Raw genomic sequence first — 20119 nt, forward strand, 5'->3', positions numbered from 1 at the left:
CGATGGCGAAACTGCATGAAATTTATAAAGACACCGTAGTTCCAGAACTGTTTAAACAGTTCGGCTACACGAGCGTCATGCAAGTCCCTCGGATTGTTAAAATCACACTGAACATGGGTGTGGGTGAAGCAGTAGCTGATAAGAAGATCCTTGATAACGCAGTAGCAGATTTAACTGCTATCTCTGGCCAAAAGCCATTGGTTACTAAGGCTCGTAAATCAGTAGCTGGTTTCAAAATCCGTGAAGGCTACCCTATTGGTGCAAAAGTTACACTGCGTGGCGAACGTATGTGGGATTTCTTAGAGCGTTTAGTATCTATTGCTATTCCTCGTATCCGCGATTTCCGCGGTGTGAATCCTAAGTCGTTTGACGGCCGTGGTAACTACAGCATGGGCGTTCGTGAGCAAATCATATTCCCTGAAATCGATTACGACAAAGTAGATGCGGTACGTGGTTTAGATATCACTATCACTACTACGGCTCGTACTGATGATGAAGGGCGTGCATTACTTGCCGCGTTTAACTTCCCATTCAAGAAATAAGGTGTAGGGTCATGGCAAAACAATCAATGAAAGCGCGCGAAGCAAAGCGTGCAGTACTGGTAGCCAAATACGCTGAGCAACGTCATGCACTGAGAGATCTGATTGCAAATCCGACGACTTCTGACGAAGACCGTTGGGCAGCAGTTCTGAAGTTGCAGTCGTTACCGCGTGATTCAAGCCCTTCGCGTCAACGTAATCGTTGTCGTGTAACAGGTCGTCCTCACGGTTATCTTCGTAAATTCGGCATGAGCCGGATCAAGGTACGTGAAGCAGCGATGCGCGGTGAAATTCCTGGCCTTCGTAAGGCTAGCTGGTAAGAATCACGGGAGTAACAGCTATGAGCATGCAAGATCCAGTAGCGGATATGTTTACTCGCATCCGCAACGGCCAAGCTGCCAAAAAGTTTGCGGTTAAGATGCCATCTTCAAAAATGAAGGTTGCCATCGCGAAAGTATTAAAAGACGAAGGTTACATCGAAGATTTCGTTGTATCTGCTGATGTTAAGGCAGAGCTGGAAGTTACATTAAAGTATTTCCAGGGCAAATCAGTAATTGAAACTATCGATCGTGTTAGCCGTCCAGGTCTGCGTATCTATAAGAAACGTGGCGAGTTACCAAAAGTAATGGGTGGTTTAGGTGTAGCTATTATTTCTACATCTAAAGGGCTAATGACTGACCGTGCCGCGCGCAAGGTTGGTATCGGTGGTGAAATCATCGGCTATGTAGCGTAACGGAGGGTAACTATGTCTCGTGTTGCTAAGGCCCCCGTCACGGTTCCTGCAGGTGTAACAATTACACTGAATGGCCAAAACCTGACAGTAAAGGGTAAAAATGGCGAGTTAACGTTGAACGTTAACCCTGCAGTCGAAGTTGTTATTGAAGGTAACGTACTGCGTACGAATCCTCGTGACGGCATCGCAAACGCTGACGCACAAGCGGGTACCGCTCGCGCGTTGATCAACAATTTAGTGACTGGCGTAACCGAAGGTTACACTCAGAAGCTGGAATTGGTTGGTGTTGGTTACCGTGCAAAAGCAGAAGGCAAGGTTTTAAACCTGAGCTTAGGCTTTTCTCACCCGGTTGCTTTCGAGATCCCAGCTGGTATCACGATCGAAACCCCTTCTCAAACAGAAGTGTTGGTGAAAGGTTCTGACAAGCAATTAGTTGGTCAAGTTGCTGCAAACATCCGCGCGTACCGTAAACCAGAGCCTTACAAAGGCAAAGGTGTTCGCTACGCTAACGAAAACGTGCGTCGTAAAGAAGCGAAGAAAAAGTAGGGTAGGACGATGGATAAGAAACTTGCTCGTCTGCGCCGCGCTAAACGCGTTCGCAGAACAATTATCGAACAAGGTGCGAACCGCCTGGTTGTACATCGTACACCACGTCACATTTACGCCCAGCTTATCGCACCAAATGCTGAAGTGATTGTTGCTGCTTCCACTGTTGAAGCTTCAATCCGTGAATCATTGAAGTACACCGGTAATATCGACGCTGCTAAAGCTGTAGGTAAAGCGATTGCTGAACGTGCAGTGGCTAAAGGCATCAGTAAATGTGCTTTTGACCGTAGCGGTTTCCAGTATCACGGTCGTGTACAGGCATTAGCTGATGCGGCGCGTGAAGCCGGTCTTCAATTCTAGGAGTAGATCATGGCTAACGTAGAAGCTAAACAACAATCTGATTTACAAGAGAAGCTGGTTGCTGTTAACCGTGTTTCCAAAGTTGTTAAAGGTGGCCGGATTTTCTCCTTCACCGCTTTAACAGTAGTTGGTGACGGTAATGGTCGTATCGGTTTCGGTTACGGTAAAGCGCGTGAAGTACCAGCTGCTATTCAAAAAGCAATGGAAAAAGCTCGTCGTAACATGACTCAAGTTGAGTTAAACGGTAACACTCTTCATCACCCGGTAAAAGGTGTGCACGCTGGTTCCAACGTGTATATGCAACCGGCGTCTGAAGGTACTGGTATCATAGCCGGTGGTGCAATGCGCGCAGTGTTAGAAGTAGCAGGTGTACAGAACGTTCTGTCTAAATGCTACGGCTCAACCAACCCAATCAACGTAGTTCGCGCTACTATCAACGCCCTGGAAGCGATCAAATCGCCTGCTCAGGTTGCTGCGAAGCGTGGCTTACGCGTTGACGACATTCTGGGGTAATTCGCCATGTCTAAAAAGACTGTAACAGTAACCCAAATTAAGTCAGGCATCGGTCGTTTACCGAAGCATAAAGCGACTTTAGTTGGTTTAGGCTTACGCCGTATCGGTCACACTGTAACACTGGAAGATACACCTTCAGTGCGCGGTATGATCAACACTGTGTATTACATGGTTAAAGTGGAGGAGTAATAAATGTTTTTAAATACGTTATCTCCTGCACCAGGTGCTAAAAAAGAGAAACGCCGTTTAGGTCGTGGTATCGGTTCTGGCTTAGGCAAGACTGGTGGCCGTGGTCACAAAGGTTTGAAATCTCGCTCAGGCGGTAAAGTACGTCCAGGTTTCGAAGGCGGTCAAATGCCTCTGAAACAACGTCTGCCTAAGTTCGGTTTTACATCACGTAAAGGCTTAGTATCTGCTGAAGTTCGTTTACACGAGCTGACAGCCGTAGCTGGTGATGTAGCTGATTTAGCAAGCCTGATGGAAGCTAATATCATCTCTCGTATCGTTAAGTTCGCTAAAGTTGTGTTATCAGGTGAGATTACTCGTCCAATAACAGTTAAAGGCTTAAGCGTGACTAAAGGTGCGCGTGCTGCGATTGAAGCCGCTGGCGGCAAAGTCGAAGAATAATAAGGATAGTACGCGATGGCAAAACCAGGTTCGGATACAAAAAGTGCAAAAGGCGGCTTCAGCGAGCTGAAAGCCCGTCTGTTGTTCGTACTTTTGGCCATAATCGTTTTTCGATTAGGTTCATTTGTGCCAATTCCTGGAATTGACGCCGCCGTGCTGGCTCAATTATTCGAGCAACAAAAAGGCACCATCGTTGAAATGTTTAACATGTTCAGCGGTGGCGCCCTTGAGCGTGCATCTGTATTTGCACTTGGCATTATGCCTTATATTTCTGCTTCTATTATTGTTCAGCTGTTAACCGTGGTTCACCCCACGCTGGCTGAATTGAAGAAGGAAGGCGAGGCAGGCAAGCGTAAAATCAATCAGTATACACGTTACGGTACCTTAGGATTGGCAATAGTCCAGGCGATCGGTATTTCTACCGGTTTGCCAAACCTGATGCCGGGTTTAGTAGTAAACCCAGGTTTAGGTTTTACAATCACTGCTGTGATCAGTTTGGTCACCGGTACCATGTTTTTAATGTGGTTAGGTGAGCAAATTACTGAACGTGGTATTGGTAATGGTATTTCGTTGCTGATTTTCACCGGTATTGTTGCTGGCTTCCCGTCTGCCATTGGCCAGACGATTGAGCAGGCACGTCAAGGCGATTTGCACTTTTTGCTTTTATTAGCGATTGGAGCCATTGTTGTTGCGGTTACCTGGTTCGTAGTTTTCTTCGAACGTGGTCAACGTCGCATTGTGGTTAATTACGCCAAACGCCAACAAGGCCGTCAGGTATTTGCTGCTCAAAGCAGTCACTTACCTCTGAAGGTCAACATGGCTGGTGTAATACCACCAATCTTTGCTTCAAGCATAATCCTGTTCCCTGGTACAATTGCCAGTTGGTTTGGGTCAGGCGAAGGTATGGTTGCTAACTTCCTGCAGGAAGTGGCGTTAACCTTATCTCCGGGTCAGCCGCTGTATATGGTTTTATATGCTGCTGCGATCATCTTTTTCTGTTTCTTCTATACCGCGTTGGTATTTAACCCACGTGATACAGCTGACAACCTGAAAAAGTCTGGTGCCTTCATCCCTGGTATTCGTCCTGGTGAGCAGACATCTAAATACATTGATAAAGTAATGACACGTTTAACCTTAGCTGGCGCGGCGTATATCACCTTTATCTGTTTGGTTCCTGAGTTCATGATGGTTGCATGGAATGTGCAATTCTACTTCGGCGGTACATCTTTACTGATTATCGTAGTGGTTATTATGGACTTTATGGCACAGGTACAAACCCATCTGATGTCTCATCAGTATGAGTCGGTACTTAAAAAGGCAAATCTTAAGGGCTACGGCCGTTAAGGTAATTTTGCGGAGTTAAGTCATGAAAGTACGAGCTTCCGTTAAGAAGATCTGCCGTAACTGCAAAGTTATCAAGCGCAACAATGTTGTGCGTGTAATTTGTGTAGAGCCTAAGCACAAGCAACGTCAAGGCTAACAGCAGAAAAAAATTATAGGTCAGGGCTAGACTTTTTTGTCTAGCCCCGACTTATTGTTGCAATATGGCCGCCGTTTGAGTATCCTTACGGGCTTTTCAAATCGGCACCCTTTTAATCTTTTATAGGAGAACGTTAGTGGCCCGTATCGCTGGCATTAACATCCCCGATAATAAACATGCTGTCATCTCTTTGACGTATGTTTTTGGTATCGGTAAAACCCGCTCTAAAGCTATTTTAGCTGCAGTGGGAATTGAAGAAACTCGCAAAATCTCTTCTTTGTCTGACGCAGAGCTTGACTCTCTTCGTGACGAAGTAGGTAAGTACACTGTTGAAGGTGACTTACGTCGTGAGATTACATTAAACATTAAACGTTTAATGGACCTGGGTTGTTACCGTGGTTTACGCCACCGTCGTAGTCTGCCTGTTCGTGGTCAGCGCACTAAAACTAATGCGCGTACCCGCAAGGGCCCACGCAAAGCTATTAAGAAATAGGACGGGGTAAAACATGGCTAAAGCACCAGTTCGTACTCGTAAAAGAGTAAAAAAGCAAGTTTCTGACGGTATGGCTCATATCCATGCCTCTTTCAACAACACCATCGTCACGATCACTGATCGCCAGGGTAACGCTCTTTGCTGGGCAACTGCTGGTGGTTCTGGTTTCCGTGGTTCGCGTAAGTCTACGCCGTTTGCTGCACAGGTTGCTGCTGAACGTGCTGGTACTGCCGCGTTAGAATATGGTCTGAAGAACCTTGAAGTGTTTGTAAATGGTCCAGGCCCAGGCCGCGAATCAGCGATTCGTGCTCTGAACGCAGCTGGCTACCGCATTACAAATATCACCGACGTGACGCCAATTCCACACAATGGTTGCCGTCCACCGAAAAAACGTCGCGTGTAACAAGCGCTTCTAGGATTATTGGAGAAAGAAGATGGCAAGATATTTGGGTCCTAAGCTCAAGTTAAGTCGTCGCGAAGGGACAGATTTGTTCCTGAAAAGCGGCGTTAGAGCAATTGATTCAAAGTGTAATTTAACTACTGCTCCTGGTCAGCACGGCGCTCGTCGCGGTCGTTTATCAGACTACGGTTTACAATTACGCGAAAAACAAAAAGTACGTCGTATTTATGGCGTATTAGAGAAGCAGTTCCGTAACTATTACAAAGAAGCTGCTCGTTTGAAAGGTAACACTGGCGAAAACTTACTTCAGTTACTTGAAGGCCGTTTAGACAACGTGGTTTATCGCATGGGTTTAGCTAGCACGCGTGCAGAAGCACGTCAGTTAGTTAGCCACAAAGCTATTATGATTAATGGCGCTGTGGTAAACATCCCATCTTACGCTGTGTCACCTGATCAAGTCATCGCTGTTCGTGAGAAAGCGAAGAAGCAAGCGCGTATCGTTGCTGCTTTAGAGATTTCTGAACAACGCGAAAAACCAACTTGGATCGAAATCGATTCCAAGAAAATGGAAGGCGTTTTCAAACGTGTTCCAGAGCGTTCAGACTTGTCTGCAGACATCAACGAACAGTTAATCGTCGAGCTTTACTCTAAGTAGTAGGGCGTTTTCTTAAGAGAGGATAAAATGCAGGGTTCTGTCACCGAATTCCTTAAGCCGAGATTAGTTGGTATCGAAAAAATCAACCCAACTCGTGCCAAAGTTACTTTGGAACCACTTGAGCGCGGTTTCGGGCATACCTTGGGCAACGCGTTGCGTCGTATTTTACTTTCGTCTATGCCAGGTTGTGCAGTGACTGAAGTAGAGATCGACGGCGTTCTTCATGAGTACAGCGCCAAAGAAGGTGTTCAGGAAGATATCATTGATATTTTACTGAACCTGAAAGGTTTAGCCGTCCGCTTGGAAGACAAAGACGAAGTCACTCTGACTTTAACTAAGAAAGGTGCTGGCCCTGTAACTGCTGGTGATATCCAGCGTGGTGACGGTGTAGTGATCGTTAACCCAGAGCACGTAATATGCAACCTGACTGGCGAAACTGAATTCAGTATGCGCCTGAAAGTTGAACGTGGTCGTGGTTATGTTCCTGCTTCGGCCCGCGTATCCTCAGAGGATGACGAACGTCCAATTGGTCGTCTGTTACTGGACGCATCTTTCAGCCCGGTAGAGCGTATAGCCTACTCAGTTGAAGCTGCTCGTGTAGAACAGCGTACTGACCTGGACAAACTAGTTATCGACATGGAAACCAATGGCACAGTAGAGCCAGAGGAAGCAATTCGTCGTGCTGCGACTATTTTAGCTGAACAGCTGGAATTCTTCGTAGAATTACGCGACAAGAGCGAGCCAGAAAAACGTGAAGAGAAGCCGGAGTTTGATCCGATTCTGTTACGTCCAGTCGATGATTTAGAATTAACAGTTCGTTCTGCTAACTGCTTAAAAGCAGAGCAGATACAGTACATCGGTGATCTGGTACAACGTACTGAGGTTGAGTTGCTGAAAACGCCAAACCTTGGTAAAAAGTCGCTTACCGAAATCAAAGACGTGTTGGCTTCACGCGGTTTATCCTTAGGCATGCGCCTGGAAAACTGGCCTCCAGCAAGTTTGGTAAATAAAGACTAACCAGATTCCAGTTCCTGGTTTAGTAAGAAGGAATAGATCATGCGCCATCGCAAGAGTGGTCGTCAGTTAAACCGGAACAGCAGTCACCGTACTGCTATGTTCCGCAACATGGCTAGCTCGTTGGTGAAGCACGAAATCATCAAAACGACTCTGCCAAAAGCAAAAGAGTTACGTCGCGTAATCGAACCTCTGATTACACTGGCGAAAAATGATAGCGTTGCAAACCGCCGTTTAGCTTTTGCTCGTACACGTGATAAAGAAGTAGTTGGTTTGTTATTTAACGTGTTAGGTCCACGTTATAACGCCCGTCCAGGTGGTTACACTCGTATTCTGAAGTGTGGCTTCCGTGCTGGCGACAACGCACCAATGGCTTACATCGAGTTAGTAGACCGTCCAGAAGTGGCCGGCGCTGCATTACCAGCTGAAGAAACAGCAGCTGAGTAAGTAATACTCCAAATAAAAAGGCCAGCGCAAGCTGGCCTTTTTTTATGCTACTGACCCGTCCAGAAATTAGCCTGCTTTTTTCTGCCGTATTTACACCATGCGCAGGTTTAAAGTACTTTCGCCCTTTACAACTGTTGCCACCAGCTCGTTTTTGAGTGTTCCTCCGAAACTTTCCATCTTTACGCCTTTAGCTGCTGATAGCTCCTTTTCAAAGCCATATTTGCTTAATCCATGTTGAGATTCCGTCTGTAGTATCAGAGCTCTAAAGAAGCGAAAGTAGTTTATCTCTATTGCTGAGCTCAGGTCTTCAACCGTAATTCTGTGCTAACTTGGAAATCAGACCTTCCCCGGCAGAGCTCTTGGTAGTCAGTGCTAGTCCGGTGGTGGTTTAACAAATGCGACGAGCCTGCGCTACTGGCGTAAGATCGGATCATTCTGGTGCTACGAACCTCATGCCTTTATTGTTGCAAGCTATATAAGGAGCTTAGTCCTTCATTACCTGAACTAATATTCAGAGGATCTATTCTCTTAGCTGCGCTTGTATTCATTCGCATACCTACAAAGGTATTTTCCGTCCTTCAATCTTCTAGCTCAGATCTTTCTTAGATAAGGTCGTCCAGGCCTCACTTTAACCTTATACCTGATCAGCTGGATCCGCAGGCTTAGAATGTGGGCTCGTACTATGGTTTCGGGTTTTCCATTGTCTTCTATATAAAGAGCAAGCCGATCCTTTCATCGGATGTACGACAGCATGGAGAAAGTAGTGGCAAAATAGAGATCAGCGCAAATGAGTAGATCCGCCAGTGGATAAACTTCAGGTATCGATCGTCAGGATCCAGTGAAGGATCCGTTTTTTGAGCAGGTTTTGTACGTGAAATAAGCATAAAAACCGGATCCGGTTAAAAACTAAGCGGTCGAACAGCTTTTATCAAAAAAGATCTTGCGGCTTACTCTCAGATCTCTATAATGCGCTCCATCGACAGCGAAGACGGTTTCCAAAGTGAAATAGTCAGCTGCTAAAGATTCTGAAAGTTGTTGATTATAAACAACTTTCGCTTCAGTAAAATGAAGCACTGCTCTTTAACAATAAGCAATCAATCATCTGTGTGGGCACTCACGGTTTAGATTCTGCAGCGAGCAATCGCACAAAGAATATATATCAGTGAAGTGACTAACAGATACTCTGTCCGAAAGGATAGATGTTTTAAGTCAGTGATACTGAGCAGCTACTTCGGTGGCAAATTAAACTTTAATTGAAGAGTTTGATCATGGCTCAGATTGAACGCTGGCGGCAGGCTTAACACATGCAAGTCGAGCGGGGTTTTCGGACCTAGCGGCGGACGGGTGAGTAATGCGTAGGAAGCTGCCCGATAGAGGGGGATACCAGTTGGAAACGACTGTTAATACCGCATAATGTCTACGGACCAAAGTGTGGGACCTTCGGGCCACATGCTATCGGATGCGCCTACGTGGGATTAGCTAGTTGGTGAGGTAATGGCTCACCAAGGCGACGATCTCTAGCTGGTTTGAGAGGATGATCAGCCACACTGGAACTGAGACACGGTCCAGACTCCTACGGGAGGCAGCAGTGGGGAATATTGGACAATGGGCGCAAGCCTGATCCAGCCATGCCGCGTGTGTGAAGAAGGCCTTCGGGTTGTAAAGCACTTTCAGCGAGGAGGAAGGGATTGTAGTTAATAGCTGCAATTTTTGACGTTACTCGCAGAAGAAGCACCGGCTAACTCTGTGCCAGCAGCCGCGGTAATACAGAGGGTGCAAGCGTTAATCGGAATTACTGGGCGTAAAGCGCACGTAGGCGGTTAGTTAAGTTGGATGTGAAAGCCCCGGGCTCAACCTGGGAATTGCATTCAAAACTGGCTAACTAGAGTATGTGAGAGGGGGGTAGAATTCCAAGTGTAGCGGTGAAATGCGTAGAGATTTGGAGGAATACCAGTGGCGAAGGCGGCCCCCTGGCACAATACTGACGCTGAGGTGCGAAAGCGTGGGGAGCAAACAGGATTAGATACCCTGGTAGTCCACGCCGTAAACGATGTCTACTAGCTGTTCGTGGTCTTGTACTGTGAGTAGCGCAGCTAACGCACTAAGTAGACCGCCTGGGGAGTACGGTCGCAAGATTAAAACTCAAATGAATTGACGGGGGCCCGCACAAGCGGTGGAGCATGTGGTTTAATTCGACGCAACGCGAAGAACCTTACCTACTCTTGACATCTACGGAAGACTGCAGAGATGCGGTTGTGCCTTCGGGAACCGTAAGACAGGTGCTGCATGGCTGTCGTCAGCTCGTGTTGTGAAATGTTGGGTTAAGTCCCGCAACGAGCGCAACCCCTATCCTTAGTTGCCAGCGAGTTAAGTCGGGAACTCTAGGGAGACTGCCGGTGATAAACCGGAGGAAGGTGGGGACGACGTCAAGTCATCATGGCCCTTACGAGTAGGGCTACACACGTGCTACAATGGTACGTACAGAGGGAGGCAAGCTGGCGACAGTGAGCGGATCTCTTAAAGCGTATCGTAGTCCGGATCGCAGTCTGCAACTCGACTGCGTGAAGTCGGAATCGCTAGTAATCGCAAATCAGAATGTTGCGGTGAATACGTTCCCGGGCCTTGTACACACCGCCCGTCACACCATGGGAGTGGGTTGCAAAAGAAGTAGGTAGCTTAACCTTCGGGAGGGCGCTTACCACTTTGTGATTCATGACTGGGGTGAAGTCGTAACAAGGTAACCCTAGGGGAACCTGGGGTTGGATCACCTCCTTACCTAAAGCAGATTTAGTTCGTGTAGTGTCCACACAGATGATTGATTGATACGTAGAGCAAACAGTAAGAACCATTGCGGTTACGGCTGGTCTGTAGCTCAGGTGGTTAGAGCGCACCCCTGATAAGGGTGAGGTCGGTAGTTCGAGTCTACTCAGACCAACCAATTCGCTTTATGCTTCGTTACGGCGAATGTAAAACGAATGACCGAATATCCCAAATGGGGTTATAGCTCAGCTGGGAGAGCGCCTGCCTTGCACGCAGGAGGTCAGCGGTTCGATCCCGCTTAACTCCACCATTACTTAAGAATATTCTGAAAGTAAAATTACTGTTTGAAAACTCAAAGACAAGTTCTTCGGTATGAAGTATTTCTCTTTGAGCTTTATGCTCGAAGTGCTCTTTAACAAATTGGCAAGCTGATAGAAAGAAAACAAGGTAACAATATTTATTTGTGAACCTTATCACACCTTCAATTCCAGACATTTTGGGGTTGTATGGTTAAGTGACTAAGCGTACACGGTGGATGCCTTGGCAGTCAGAGGCGATGAAGGACGTGCTAACCTGCGAAAAGCTGTGAGAAGTCGGTAAGAGACGTTAGACTCACAGATGTCCGAATGGGGAAACCCACCTGATTTATCAGGTATCGTATGATGAATACATAGTCATACGAGGCGAACCGGGAGAACTGAAACATCTAAGTACCCCGAGGAAAAGAAATCAACCGAGATCCCCTTAGTAGCGGCGAGCGAACGGGGGCTAGCCCTTAAGTTGATAAAGAGTTAGTGGAACGCTCTGGAAAGTGCGGCGATACAGGGTGATAGCCCCGTACACGAAAAGGCTTTATCAATGAAAACGAGTAGGACGGGACACGTGGTATCCTGTTTGAACATGGGGGGACCATCCTCCAAGGCTAAATACTCCTGACTGACCGATAGTGAACCAGTACCGTGAGGGAAAGGCGAAAAGAACCCCTGTTAGGGGAGTGAAATAGAACCTGAAACCGTGTACGTACAAGCAGTGGGAGCCCCTTCGTGGGGTGACTGCGTACCTTTTGTATAATGGGTCAGCGACTTACATTCTGTAGCGAGGTTAACCGAATAGGGGAGCCGTAGGGAAACCGAGTCTTAACTGGGCGAATAGTTGCAGGGTGTAGACCCGAAACCGGGCGATCTATCCATGAGCAGGTTGAAGGTTGGGTAACACTAACTGGAGGACCGAACCCACAAATGTTGAAAAATTTGGGGATGACTTGTGGATCGGAGTGAAAGGCTAATCAAGCTCGGAGATATCTGGTTCTCCTCGAAAGCTATTTAGGTAGCGCCTCGAGCGAATACCATTGGGGGTAGAGCACTGTTAAGGCTAGGGGGTCATCCCGACTTACCAACCCTTTGCAAACTCCGAATACCAATGAGTACTACTCGGGAGACACACGACGGGTGCTAACGTCCGCCGTGAAAAGGGAAACAACCCAGACCACCAGCTAAGGTCCCAAAGTCATGGTTAAGTGGAAAACGATGTGGAAAGGCATAGACAGCTAGGAGGTTGGCTTAGAAGCAGCCACCCTTTAAAGAAAGCGTAATAGCTCACTAGTCGAGTCGGTCTGCGCGGAAGATGTAACGGGGCTAAACCATGCACCGAAGCTGTGGACTTGCACTATGTGCAAGTGGTAGAGGAGCGTTCTGTAAGCCGTTGAAGGTATCTCGTGAGGGGTGCTGGAGGTATCAGAAGTGCGAATGCTGACATAAGTAACGATAAGGGGAGTGAAAAACTTCCCCGCCGGAAGACCAAGGGTTCCTATCCCATGCTAATCAGGGTAGGGTAAGTCGGCCCCTAAGGCGAGGCAGAAATGCGTAGTCGATGGGAAACGGGTTAATATTCCCGTACCGACAATACTGCGATGGGGGGACGGAGAAAGCTAGGCAGGCATGGCGTTGGTAGTCCATGTGAAAGTGCGTAGGAAGGGGGATTAGGCAAATCCGGTTCCCTATATTCTGAGACACGAGACGAGCCACTACGGTGGTGAAGCTGTTGACGCTACGCTTCCAGGAAAAGCCTCTAAGCTTCAGGTATTGTCGACCGTACTCGAAACCGACACAGGTGGTCAGGTAGAGCATACCAAGGCGCTTGAGAGAACTCTGGTGAAGGAACTAGGCAAAATAGTACCGTAACTTCGGGAGAAGGTACGCTCTTGTGTGTGAAGGACTTGCTCCGTAAGCACGTGAGAGTCGCAGTGACCAGCTGGCTGCAACTGTTTATTAAAAACACAGCACTCTGCAAACTCGTAAGAGGACGTATAGGGTGTGACACCTGCCCGGTGCCGGAAGGTTAATTGATGGGGTTAGCGCAAGCGAAGCTCTTGATCGAAGCCCCGGTAAACGGCGGCCGTAACTATAACGGTCCTAAGGTAGCGAAATTCCTTGTCGGGTAAGTTCCGACCTGCACGAATGGTGTAATGATGGCCAGGCTGTCTCCACCAGAGACTCAGTGAAATTGAAATTGCGGTGAAGATGCCGTATACCCGCGGCTAGACGGAAAGACCCCGTGAACCTTTACTATAGCTTGGCACTGAACATTGACCCTACATGTGTAGGATAGGTGGGAGACATTGAAGTTGCGACGCCAGTCGTGATGGAGTCGTCCTTGAAATACCACCCTTGTATGTTTGATGTTCTAACGTAGGCCCCTAATCGGGGTTGCGGACAGTGTCTGGTGGGTAGTTTGACTGGGGCGGTCTCCTCCTAAAGAGTAACGGAGGAGCACGAAGGTTGGCTAAGTACGGTCGGACATCGTACGGTTAGTGCAAAGGCAGAAGCCAGCTTAACTGCGAGACAGACACGTCGAGCAGGTACGAAAGTAGGTCTTAGTGATCCGGTGGTTCTGTATGGAAGGGCCATCGCTCAACGGATAAAAGGTACTCCGGGGATAACAGGCTGATACCGCCCAAGAGTTCATATCGACGGCGGTGTTTGGCACCTCGATGTCGGCTCATCACATCCTGGGGCTGAAGTCGGTCCCAAGGGTATGGCTGTTCGCCATTTAAAGTGGTACGCGAGCTGGGTTTAGAACGTCGTGAGACAGTTCGGTCCCTATCTGCCGTGGGCGTTGGATGATTGATTGGAGTTGTTCCTAGTACGAGAGGACCGGAATGAACGAACCGCTGGTGTTCGGGTTGTCATGCCAATGGCACTGCCCGGTAGCTACGTTCGGAACGGATAACCGCTGAAAGCATCTAAGCGGGAAGCCGGCCAAGAGATGAGTCATCCCTTGTACCTTGAGTACACATAAGGGTCGTTGGAGACCACAACGTTGATAGGTGAGGTGTGGAAGCGTGGTGACACGTTAAGCTAACTCATACTAATTGCCCGAGAGGCTTAACCATACAACGCCCAAGGTGTTTGTGTGTGGTGTGAAAAGAATTCTATCTAGCTTGCTTGTTAAAGACCTAAAAACAGTTTTTGCCTGGTGGCAATAGCGCTGTGGAACCACCTGACTCCATTCCGAACTCAGAAGTGAAACGCAGCCGCGACGATGGTAGTGTGGCAGATGCCATGCGAGAGTAGTTCACCGCCAGGCTCCCAATTAAGCCAGAAGGCCCAGTCGAAAGACTGGGCCTTTTTGCTTTATGCGAATTTAGTGGTGGACCATTCGAGCACGGCATTCCCCATGCGACAAATTGGCCGGGAGCCAATTTGGACCGCCAACGGCGGGTCCCGCAGGGACGAACCCCACGGATGGGGTGAGCAAAGTAGTTCACCGCAAGGCGGACAAGACGCCCTGCTGTCGCCTCACCGCCCGCAATAATGTAGTTCGCCGCACCAGAATTCAGAACCAATCCGCTTTTAAACTAACCAACAATTACCTCAGTTCAACAACACCCACGCCAATTCCACCTACCTTTTACCCCCCTATTTGGCTATAATGCAGCCCGTTTTTACAGCAGTTTTGGGTGTGGTTTGATTTTAGTTCGCGCGTTACAGTACCTTTGGTTCAGAATGATCCGGCTTGGCTGGCGTTCATGGTTGAAATTAACACCATTGATGTTGTTAACCTTGGTCCTGGTCTCCACTTTTGTCACACCTATTCCTGATCAGCAGTACCATTTCCCGGATGAAAATACTGCAAACAGCAATTTCCATGTCGTTGAATTTAACGACGAAGGTCAACCTCATGACTTAAAGCAACAGCAGGCTTTGTTTGATCGTATTAAAAAGCCAGATTCTGCCACTGCAGAGTTGGTGATTTTTGTGCATGGCTGGCATCAGAATGCCGCACCCACAGATTCAAACTTCGTTGCTTTTCAAACCTATATCAAAGAATTACAGCAAGTAGCACCACAGAGAAACCTGATCGGTCTGTATTTAGGCTGGCGTGGGGATAAATACGATCCACTCTGGCTAGACGAATCTTATAAAGCAGAAGGCTGGATGGAACCTCTGGATTTTCCTACCATTTTTCAACGCAAAAGAGTGTCACGTCTGGTTGGTGAACAAGGGGTCAGTCAGTTACTGGATAAACTGGATGCTGTAGTCGAACAAGGCCAGCTAAAGCGATACATCTTTATTGGTCATAGTTTAGGTGGTTCAGTAGCTTTGCATTCCAGTAAGGTTCGAGTGAAAAAAGCCATAGACCTTGGTAAAGACAACCCGAATCTGTATTTACTGCTAAACCCGGCTGTAACCGCCAAAGAGTATAAGCCACTCGACACTTTATTAAGCGTCGACAGGCAAAAGCCCAGCATGGTGGTATTGCAGTCCAAAGGCGACTTTGCGGTAAAAGAAGCCTTTAACTTCTTAAAAGATGGTGAACAGGCGGTAGGGAATTCCTGGGCTATCACTCACGATATCGATAAGTGTGCCGGAGGCAACTGTGAGACACCTATCCACCTGCATAGTAGTCTGGCCCAGCATGACGCTATACCAGGTTGCATGATGCAGCTTAACCGCTCAGGCTGGCGCATTCGCGCCCGGGTGCAGGCACGTCGTACTATTCAGAGTTGTGATGATGCTAATATGCAAGCGGTCTGGGTACTTGCTGTGTCAGACGATATTATCTTTGGTCACAACGGCATTTTAACGCCAAATCATGCCGGCGCTTTGGCTGAAATTTTAAGCCTGATTGATTATCACAGAAACCAGATCCCGGAAGCTATTTGATAAGCCTAGTGCCACAAAATCAGCACTGTGCCAGCTACTGTCAGGCTGGCACCTAGCCAGGCTCCTAAAGCAGGGCGTCTTTTATAAACCAGCCACAATAAAGGCACGACCAGTACAGGGCTAACCGAAGACAACATACCTATTAAACCAGCGTCACCTGTTTTTAGCGCCTGTAAAATCAGCGTCATACCAATCACCATCGACAGTCCCGCATTCACAAACACCATGGCGAATACTTTTTTCGTCATAGGTAAATAAACCCGAGCCACTTTAAATCCTGCCCAGAACAGCAATAGATGAGCAAATAAGGCGACTGTCATTCGTACTGCAGAAGCACTGACCGCATCGATGTCAGTTTCCATCAAGGGCTTTAACATTAAGGTCGAAGCGGCCTGACATAAAGCTGAAGTTAAACCTAAGGCTATACCAGAGCGAAGTTGGGATTGATTCGATTCCCAATGATGTTGTTCTTCGGCTCTGCGGCCGAGCACTATGGCTGTCATTACCCCTGAACTTAACAAACCGCAGCCGACCAAGGTCCAACCCCAAATAGATTCGCCTAAAAACAGATAGGCCAGCAACACCGAAAACATCGCATGAGTGGCAAATAACACACCGGCACGGCGTGGCCCTAACCTGTTCATTGAGGCAAATAAGGAAGTATCACCAATTAAAATACCAATAAGCGCCGAGATGGCCAAAAGTGGTAATTGAGGTAAAGCCAAAGTTGTAAAGCCACCGCTGAAAAAAGCCCAGAGCCATAACATGCTGGCTGCGCAAGCCAGGCGCCAACGGGTAAAAGCAAAAGCACCTAAATGACTGGAGGCTGTGGCAGATAACAAACTGCCGACAGCCCAACACACAGCAGCCAATAAAGCTAAGTATTCAAAAGGCACTAATAAATTCCTGAAGATAAATAACGATCACCGCGGTCGCAGATAATGGCCACTATCACGGCGTTATCCAACTGTTCAGCTAGGCGTAATGCCGCATAAACAGAACCACCTGAGCTGACACCACAAAAGATACCTTCCTGCTGCGCCAGTTGACGCATAGTGACTAAGGCTTGGTCGGCAGTAATATCAATGATCTGATCAACCCGCTGCTTTTCATAAAAACCGGGTAAATAAGCTTCTGGCCAACGGCGTATACCCGGAATGCTGCTGCCTTCGGCTGGTTGCAACCCTATGATTTGAATATCAGGGTTGTGCTGCTTCAGATAACGCGACACCCCCATAATGGTTCCAGTAGTGCCCATGCTGGAGACGAAATGAGTTACTTTACCCTGACTTTGTTGCCAGATCTCAGGTCCGGTAGATGCGAAATGCGCCGCCGGATTGTCGGTGTTATTAAACTGATCCAGCACTAAACCCGCACCTTCAGCCTGCATTTGTTTGGCTAAATCACGGGCATATTCCATGCCTTGTTCTTTACTGACCAGTATCAGCTCGGCGCCATAAGCCCGCATTGATGCCTTACGCTCATCCGTCATATTGTCCGGCATAATCAGCTTCATTTTGTAGCCTTTTATGGCAGCGGCCATCGCTAAAGCTATGCCGGTATTGCCACTGGTGGCTTCAATCAGGCAGTCGCCCGGTTTGATGTCCCCCCGGGCTTCTGCCTGCTGCAACATAAAAAGAGCAGGTCTGTCTTTGACTGAGCCGGCTGGGTTATTGCCTTCGAGCTTTAACAGCACAGTGCTTTGAGTGTGATTGGCCATTCGTTGAAGCCGCACCAAAGGGGTCTGACCAACGTGATCTTCGAGGGTAGGGAACATAAAACCTCAGCGGGCAGAAGAAATTGCGCTTAGTGTAGCGGATCCGGCTTCATGCTTACAGACGGATCCGCTATAACTCAGACTCACTAAGATGCAGAAAGACGTTTAAAGTTGTCGCATAAAATAGCAGTGGCGATGCCCACATTCAGTGACTCGGTATCGCTGAAGCTTGGGATGGTCACAGGGTGACTGATCACTGGTTTCAGTGCAGGGCTAATGCCATTGGCTTCGTTACCCATCACCAGATAACCACCAGCCTTACTGAGCTTTAATTGATGCACCGATTCACCTTCGAGATAAGCACCATAAACCGGCATTTTGCTTTGCTCTAATAACGGTAATAACTCCTGATAAAACATCTGCACCCGCAAAAATGAGCCTTTAGCGGCGGCGATCACTTTGGGGTTGTATAAATCCACTGTGTCAGCAGAGCAGAGGATGTGGCGGATACCATACCAATCGGCGACCCGGATGATGGTGCCTAAGTTGCCCGGGTCATTGATTTGATCCAGCACCAGTACCCAATCGCCTTGCTGCTCTTTAAATGATTGAGCTACTGGTATTTCAGCCACGGCCAAAGCGGCGTTATTACTGTTAAAAGTACCGACCTGCACTAACTCATGTTCAGTGCATTGCTGTACCAAATCGGCTTTAGAGCAAAGAGCATGGTGTTGCTGCAAAAACTGTTCAGTGCCAAAGACTGCCCGCACTTTCCAGGAGCTATGCAGCAATTCCAAGACAGATTTTTCGCCTTCGACAAAAAACAGCTGTTCGGCTTTACGGTATTTTTTTTGCTGCAGGGACCGAATAAGCTTCGACCATTTCTGACTAATCATAAACCCTTCTTACTTGAAGCCGCAGCCGCGTTGACTGCTCTTTTTCTTCCGAACATAAATTTTCCGGCGAGACGGGCGGGGATAAGCCCAGCCCCTACAATTTTTTAACCTACATCGAAGCCTGGTATTTTTGTTGTCCTGCTACCCAGCTTTGTTGCACTTTGGTTTGCCATAAAGTTTCTGGGGCTACTTTGAAAATATCGCGGTCGACCAAAATAAAGTCAGCCCACATACCCGGTACTAACGAGCCCATGCTTTGATCCTGAAAGGCGCCATAAGCCGCGTCTACAGTAAAAGACTTTAACGCCTGAGTTAAGCTCAGGCGCTGTTCTGGCAACCAGCCACCTACAGGTTGATTTTGCTGATCCTGACGGGTCACTGCGGCATGAATACCATAAAAAGGATTTGCCAGTTCCACCGGATAATCTGAGCCTGCCACTATGCGGCTGCCCTGATCAACAAAAGTCTTCCAGGCGTAAGCGCCACGTAAACGGGCTATGCCTAAGCGATCGGCTGCCATATTTTTATCTGAGGTGGCGTGAGTCGGTTGCATAGCGGGCAAAATATGCAGCTGGGCAAAACGTGGAATATCTTTAGGTGAAACAATCTGCGCATGCTCAATGCGGTGACGGCCTTGTTCCAACTGCTCTTTGCTTGCCAGTTGTTCGAACCTGTCCAGCACCAGGCGGTTAGTTAAATCACCTATAGCATGTACGTTGGTTTGAAAACCAGCGTCCAGTGTCAGCTTCATTACGGCTGTTAACTTGTCTGGCTGGGTAACAAACAGACCTTTTTGGCCAGGCTGGTCAGAATACGGTTCTATTAAAGCTGCCCCGCGACTGCCCAAAGCGCCATCGCCATAAATTTTCACTGAGCGGGCGACAAAAATATCGTCTTTGTCCAGGATAGGACCTGCTTTTAACCAGTCGGCCAAATGCGGATCTGTAGCCGATAACATGGCGTAAATACGCAGAGGTAGTTTGTTGTCTTTACGCAGCTGCTTATAACTTTGCAGGTTAGCTTGATCGACACCAGCGTCATGAGTCGAGGTAATACCTAAAGCCAATAAGTGCTCAAAAGCAGCATCTAATGCAGCTAAACGTTCAGCTTCAGATTGCTGTGGAATTTGTTTTTCCAGCAATAACATAGCGTTGTCTATCAATACACCTGTTGGATTGCCTTCTGCATCACGGATTATTTCACCGCCTGGTGGATCTATAGTTTCTTTGCTGATGCCTGCCAGTTGCAGCGCTTTGCTGTTGGCCCAGCCGGAATGACCGTCTACACGGGTTAACCAGACTGGCTTATCTTTAATACTTTCATCCAGCAGGGTTTTGCCTGGAAATTGCTGGGTTGGCCATAGCACCTGATTCCAGCCACGGCCTAAAATCCATTGCGATTGTGGGTGAGCTTTAGCAAAAGCAGCCACTTGTGCCACAGCCTGAGCTTCGCTGCTGCTGGTGCGCAAATCGACCTGATTCAAATTTTGGCCTAAACCCAGCACATGACCATGGCCGTCAATCAGGCCAGGTAATAAAGTCTGACCTTTACCGTCAATTTGTTCTGCTTTGCTGTAGGCCTCAACTGCGGTTTTATCGCCACGAGCCAATACTTTTCCAGTCTGATTATCAAACACAAAATGGCTGAATTCGGCGATTTGGCCTTTGTCATCAAAGCCATAACCCTGAATATTGTGCAGCACTACAGGAGCGGCTGATAACGAGCCGCTGGCAATGAATAACAGACTGAAGATTGAAGAAGTAAAAAAACGCAT

Annotated in this window: 20 protein-coding genes, 2 tRNA genes and 3 rRNA genes; 21 read left to right on the forward strand and 4 right to left on the reverse strand. The window is 47.9% G+C overall.

Annotated features, from left to right (window positions below; all coding sequences use genetic code 11):
• Nucleotides 1-2 precede the first annotated feature (2 nt).
• The 21 genes from rplE (at nt 3) to OM978_RS01490 (ending at nt 15732) form a co-directional block, all read left to right on the forward strand.
• Nucleotides 3-542: a 50S ribosomal protein L5 gene (rplE, locus tag OM978_RS01390; protein ID WP_127688206.1), complete on the forward strand. Its 540-nt coding sequence runs from the start codon at nt 3-5 to the stop codon at nt 540-542.
• A gap of 11 nt (nt 543-553) precedes the next feature.
• On the forward strand, nt 554-859 hold the full coding sequence (gene rpsN / locus OM978_RS01395; protein ID WP_127019513.1) for a 30S ribosomal protein S14: 306 nt from the start codon (nt 554-556) through the stop codon (nt 857-859).
• A 20-nt stretch (nt 860-879) separates the two neighbouring features.
• Entirely contained in the window at nt 880-1272 is a 393-nt protein-coding gene (gene rpsH, locus OM978_RS01400) for a 30S ribosomal protein S8 (RefSeq protein ID WP_233010929.1), read from the forward strand.
• A 12-nt stretch (nt 1273-1284) separates the two neighbouring features.
• Complete coding sequence (gene rplF, locus OM978_RS01405) at nt 1285-1818, forward strand: 50S ribosomal protein L6 (RefSeq protein ID WP_233010927.1); 534 nt, start codon at nt 1285-1287, stop codon at nt 1816-1818.
• Nucleotides 1819-1827: 9 nt separating this feature from the next.
• Nucleotides 1828-2178 carry a 50S ribosomal protein L18 gene (gene rplR / locus OM978_RS01410; RefSeq protein ID WP_053426072.1) on the forward strand — a complete coding sequence of 117 codons (351 nt, stop codon included), beginning with the start codon at nt 1828-1830 and terminating at the stop codon, nt 2176-2178.
• Between the two features lie 9 nt (nt 2179-2187).
• The gene (gene rpsE, locus OM978_RS01415) at nt 2188-2691 is read left to right on the forward strand and encodes a 30S ribosomal protein S5 (protein WP_264344905.1); all 504 of its coding nucleotides are present in this window, start codon (nt 2188-2190) and stop codon (nt 2689-2691) included.
• 6 nt (nt 2692-2697) lie between these two features.
• The gene (rpmD, locus tag OM978_RS01420; RefSeq protein ID WP_008899102.1) at nt 2698-2880 is read left to right on the forward strand and encodes a 50S ribosomal protein L30; all 183 of its coding nucleotides are present in this window, start codon (nt 2698-2700) and stop codon (nt 2878-2880) included.
• Nucleotides 2881-2883: 3 nt separating this feature from the next.
• On the forward strand, nt 2884-3318 hold the full coding sequence (rplO, locus tag OM978_RS01425; RefSeq protein ID WP_127019518.1) for a 50S ribosomal protein L15: 435 nt from the start codon (nt 2884-2886) through the stop codon (nt 3316-3318).
• 15 nt (nt 3319-3333) lie between these two features.
• Nucleotides 3334-4662: a preprotein translocase subunit SecY gene (gene secY / locus OM978_RS01430; protein ID WP_147905534.1), complete on the forward strand. Its 1329-nt coding sequence runs from the start codon at nt 3334-3336 to the stop codon at nt 4660-4662.
• Between the two features lie 22 nt (nt 4663-4684).
• A complete protein-coding gene (rpmJ, locus tag OM978_RS01435; RefSeq protein ID WP_082335860.1) occupies nt 4685-4798 on the forward strand; it encodes a 50S ribosomal protein L36 in 114 nt (37 codons plus the stop codon).
• A gap of 136 nt (nt 4799-4934) precedes the next feature.
• Complete coding sequence (gene rpsM / locus OM978_RS01440) at nt 4935-5291, forward strand: 30S ribosomal protein S13 (RefSeq protein WP_040555062.1); 357 nt, start codon at nt 4935-4937, stop codon at nt 5289-5291.
• Between the two features lie 13 nt (nt 5292-5304).
• Complete coding sequence (gene rpsK, locus OM978_RS01445) at nt 5305-5694, forward strand: 30S ribosomal protein S11 (RefSeq protein WP_008899098.1); 390 nt, start codon at nt 5305-5307, stop codon at nt 5692-5694.
• 31 nt (nt 5695-5725) lie between these two features.
• A complete protein-coding gene (rpsD, locus tag OM978_RS01450; RefSeq protein WP_264344916.1) occupies nt 5726-6346 on the forward strand; it encodes a 30S ribosomal protein S4 in 621 nt (206 codons plus the stop codon).
• Between the two features lie 27 nt (nt 6347-6373).
• Nucleotides 6374-7363 (forward strand): DNA-directed RNA polymerase subunit alpha, encoded by a 990-nt coding sequence (locus OM978_RS01455; RefSeq protein ID WP_008899096.1) that lies wholly within the window; start codon nt 6374-6376, stop codon nt 7361-7363.
• Nucleotides 7364-7402: 39 nt separating this feature from the next.
• A complete protein-coding gene (gene rplQ / locus OM978_RS01460) occupies nt 7403-7807 on the forward strand; it encodes a 50S ribosomal protein L17 (RefSeq protein WP_008899095.1) in 405 nt (134 codons plus the stop codon).
• Nucleotides 7808-9057: 1250 nt separating this feature from the next.
• Nucleotides 9058-10582 (forward strand): 16S ribosomal RNA (locus OM978_RS01465).
• An 86-nt stretch (nt 10583-10668) separates the two neighbouring features.
• Nucleotides 10669-10745 (forward strand) — tRNA-Ile (locus tag OM978_RS01470).
• A 56-nt stretch (nt 10746-10801) separates the two neighbouring features.
• Nucleotides 10802-10877, forward strand: a tRNA-Ala gene (locus tag OM978_RS01475).
• Between the two features lie 198 nt (nt 10878-11075).
• A 23S ribosomal RNA gene (locus OM978_RS01480) occupies nt 11076-13958 on the forward strand.
• Between the two features lie 79 nt (nt 13959-14037).
• Nucleotides 14038-14152, forward strand: a 5S ribosomal RNA gene (gene rrf, locus OM978_RS01485).
• The 16S, 23S and 5S rRNA genes sit together here with 2 tRNA genes alongside, the layout of an rRNA operon.
• Before the next feature lie 380 nt (nt 14153-14532).
• A complete protein-coding gene (locus tag OM978_RS01490) occupies nt 14533-15732 on the forward strand; it encodes a hydrolase (protein WP_264344921.1) in 1200 nt (399 codons plus the stop codon).
• Nucleotides 15733-15737: 5 nt separating this feature from the next.
• Here the strand turns inward: OM978_RS01490 and OM978_RS01495 are convergent, their stop codons facing one another.
• From OM978_RS01495 to OM978_RS01510, 4 genes are all read right to left on the reverse strand, one after another.
• Nucleotides 15738-16628, reverse strand: coding sequence for a DMT family transporter (locus OM978_RS01495; RefSeq protein WP_264344923.1), 891 nt, complete (start codon nt 16626-16628; stop codon nt 15738-15740).
• Complete coding sequence (cysM, locus tag OM978_RS01500; RefSeq protein ID WP_264344925.1) at nt 16628-17509, reverse strand: cysteine synthase CysM; 882 nt, start codon at nt 17507-17509, stop codon at nt 16628-16630. Before cysM ends, OM978_RS01495 begins: the two co-directional genes overlap by 1 nt.
• 86 nt (nt 17510-17595) lie before the next feature.
• Nucleotides 17596-18345 (reverse strand): TrmH family RNA methyltransferase, encoded by a 750-nt coding sequence (locus OM978_RS01505; RefSeq protein WP_264344927.1) that lies wholly within the window; start codon nt 18343-18345, stop codon nt 17596-17598.
• Between the two features lie 109 nt (nt 18346-18454).
• A complete protein-coding gene (locus OM978_RS01510) occupies nt 18455-20119 on the reverse strand; it encodes an amidohydrolase (RefSeq protein WP_264344929.1) in 1665 nt (554 codons plus the stop codon).

The organism is Rheinheimera sp. MM224 (assembly GCF_947090785.1).
GTDB lineage: Bacteria > Pseudomonadota > Gammaproteobacteria > Enterobacterales > Alteromonadaceae > Pararheinheimera.

Excerpts from the sequence above, each read along its gene's own strand:
- rplE (WP_127688206.1), top strand. The coding sequence starts at position 3 with ATGGCGAAACTGCATGAAATTTATAAAGACACCGTAGTTCCAGAACTG.
- rpsN (WP_127019513.1), top strand. The coding sequence starts at position 554 with ATGGCAAAACAATCAATGAAAGCGCGCGAAGCAAAGCGTGCAGTACTG.
- rpsH (WP_233010929.1), top strand. The coding sequence starts at position 880 with ATGAGCATGCAAGATCCAGTAGCGGATATGTTTACTCGCATCCGCAAC.
- rplF (WP_233010927.1), top strand. The coding sequence starts at position 1,285 with ATGTCTCGTGTTGCTAAGGCCCCCGTCACGGTTCCTGCAGGTGTAACA.
- rplR (WP_053426072.1), top strand. The coding sequence starts at position 1,828 with ATGGATAAGAAACTTGCTCGTCTGCGCCGCGCTAAACGCGTTCGCAGA.
- rpsE (WP_264344905.1), top strand. The coding sequence starts at position 2,188 with ATGGCTAACGTAGAAGCTAAACAACAATCTGATTTACAAGAGAAGCTG.
- rpmD (WP_008899102.1), top strand. The coding sequence starts at position 2,698 with ATGTCTAAAAAGACTGTAACAGTAACCCAAATTAAGTCAGGCATCGGT.
- rplO (WP_127019518.1), top strand. The coding sequence starts at position 2,884 with ATGTTTTTAAATACGTTATCTCCTGCACCAGGTGCTAAAAAAGAGAAA.
- secY (WP_147905534.1), top strand. The coding sequence starts at position 3,334 with ATGGCAAAACCAGGTTCGGATACAAAAAGTGCAAAAGGCGGCTTCAGC.
- rpmJ (WP_082335860.1), top strand. The coding sequence starts at position 4,685 with ATGAAAGTACGAGCTTCCGTTAAGAAGATCTGCCGTAACTGCAAAGTT.
- rpsK (WP_008899098.1), top strand. The coding sequence starts at position 5,305 with ATGGCTAAAGCACCAGTTCGTACTCGTAAAAGAGTAAAAAAGCAAGTT.
- rpsD (WP_264344916.1), top strand. The coding sequence starts at position 5,726 with ATGGCAAGATATTTGGGTCCTAAGCTCAAGTTAAGTCGTCGCGAAGGG.
- OM978_RS01455 (WP_008899096.1), top strand. The coding sequence starts at position 6,374 with ATGCAGGGTTCTGTCACCGAATTCCTTAAGCCGAGATTAGTTGGTATC.
- rplQ (WP_008899095.1), top strand. The coding sequence starts at position 7,403 with ATGCGCCATCGCAAGAGTGGTCGTCAGTTAAACCGGAACAGCAGTCAC.
- cysM (WP_264344925.1), bottom strand. The coding sequence starts at position 17,509 with ATGTTCCCTACCCTCGAAGATCACGTTGGTCAGACCCCTTTGGTGCGG.
- OM978_RS01505 (WP_264344927.1), bottom strand. The coding sequence starts at position 18,345 with ATGATTAGTCAGAAATGGTCGAAGCTTATTCGGTCCCTGCAGCAAAAA.
- OM978_RS01510 (WP_264344929.1), bottom strand. The coding sequence starts at position 20,119 with ATGCGTTTTTTTACTTCTTCAATCTTCAGTCTGTTATTCATTGCCAGC.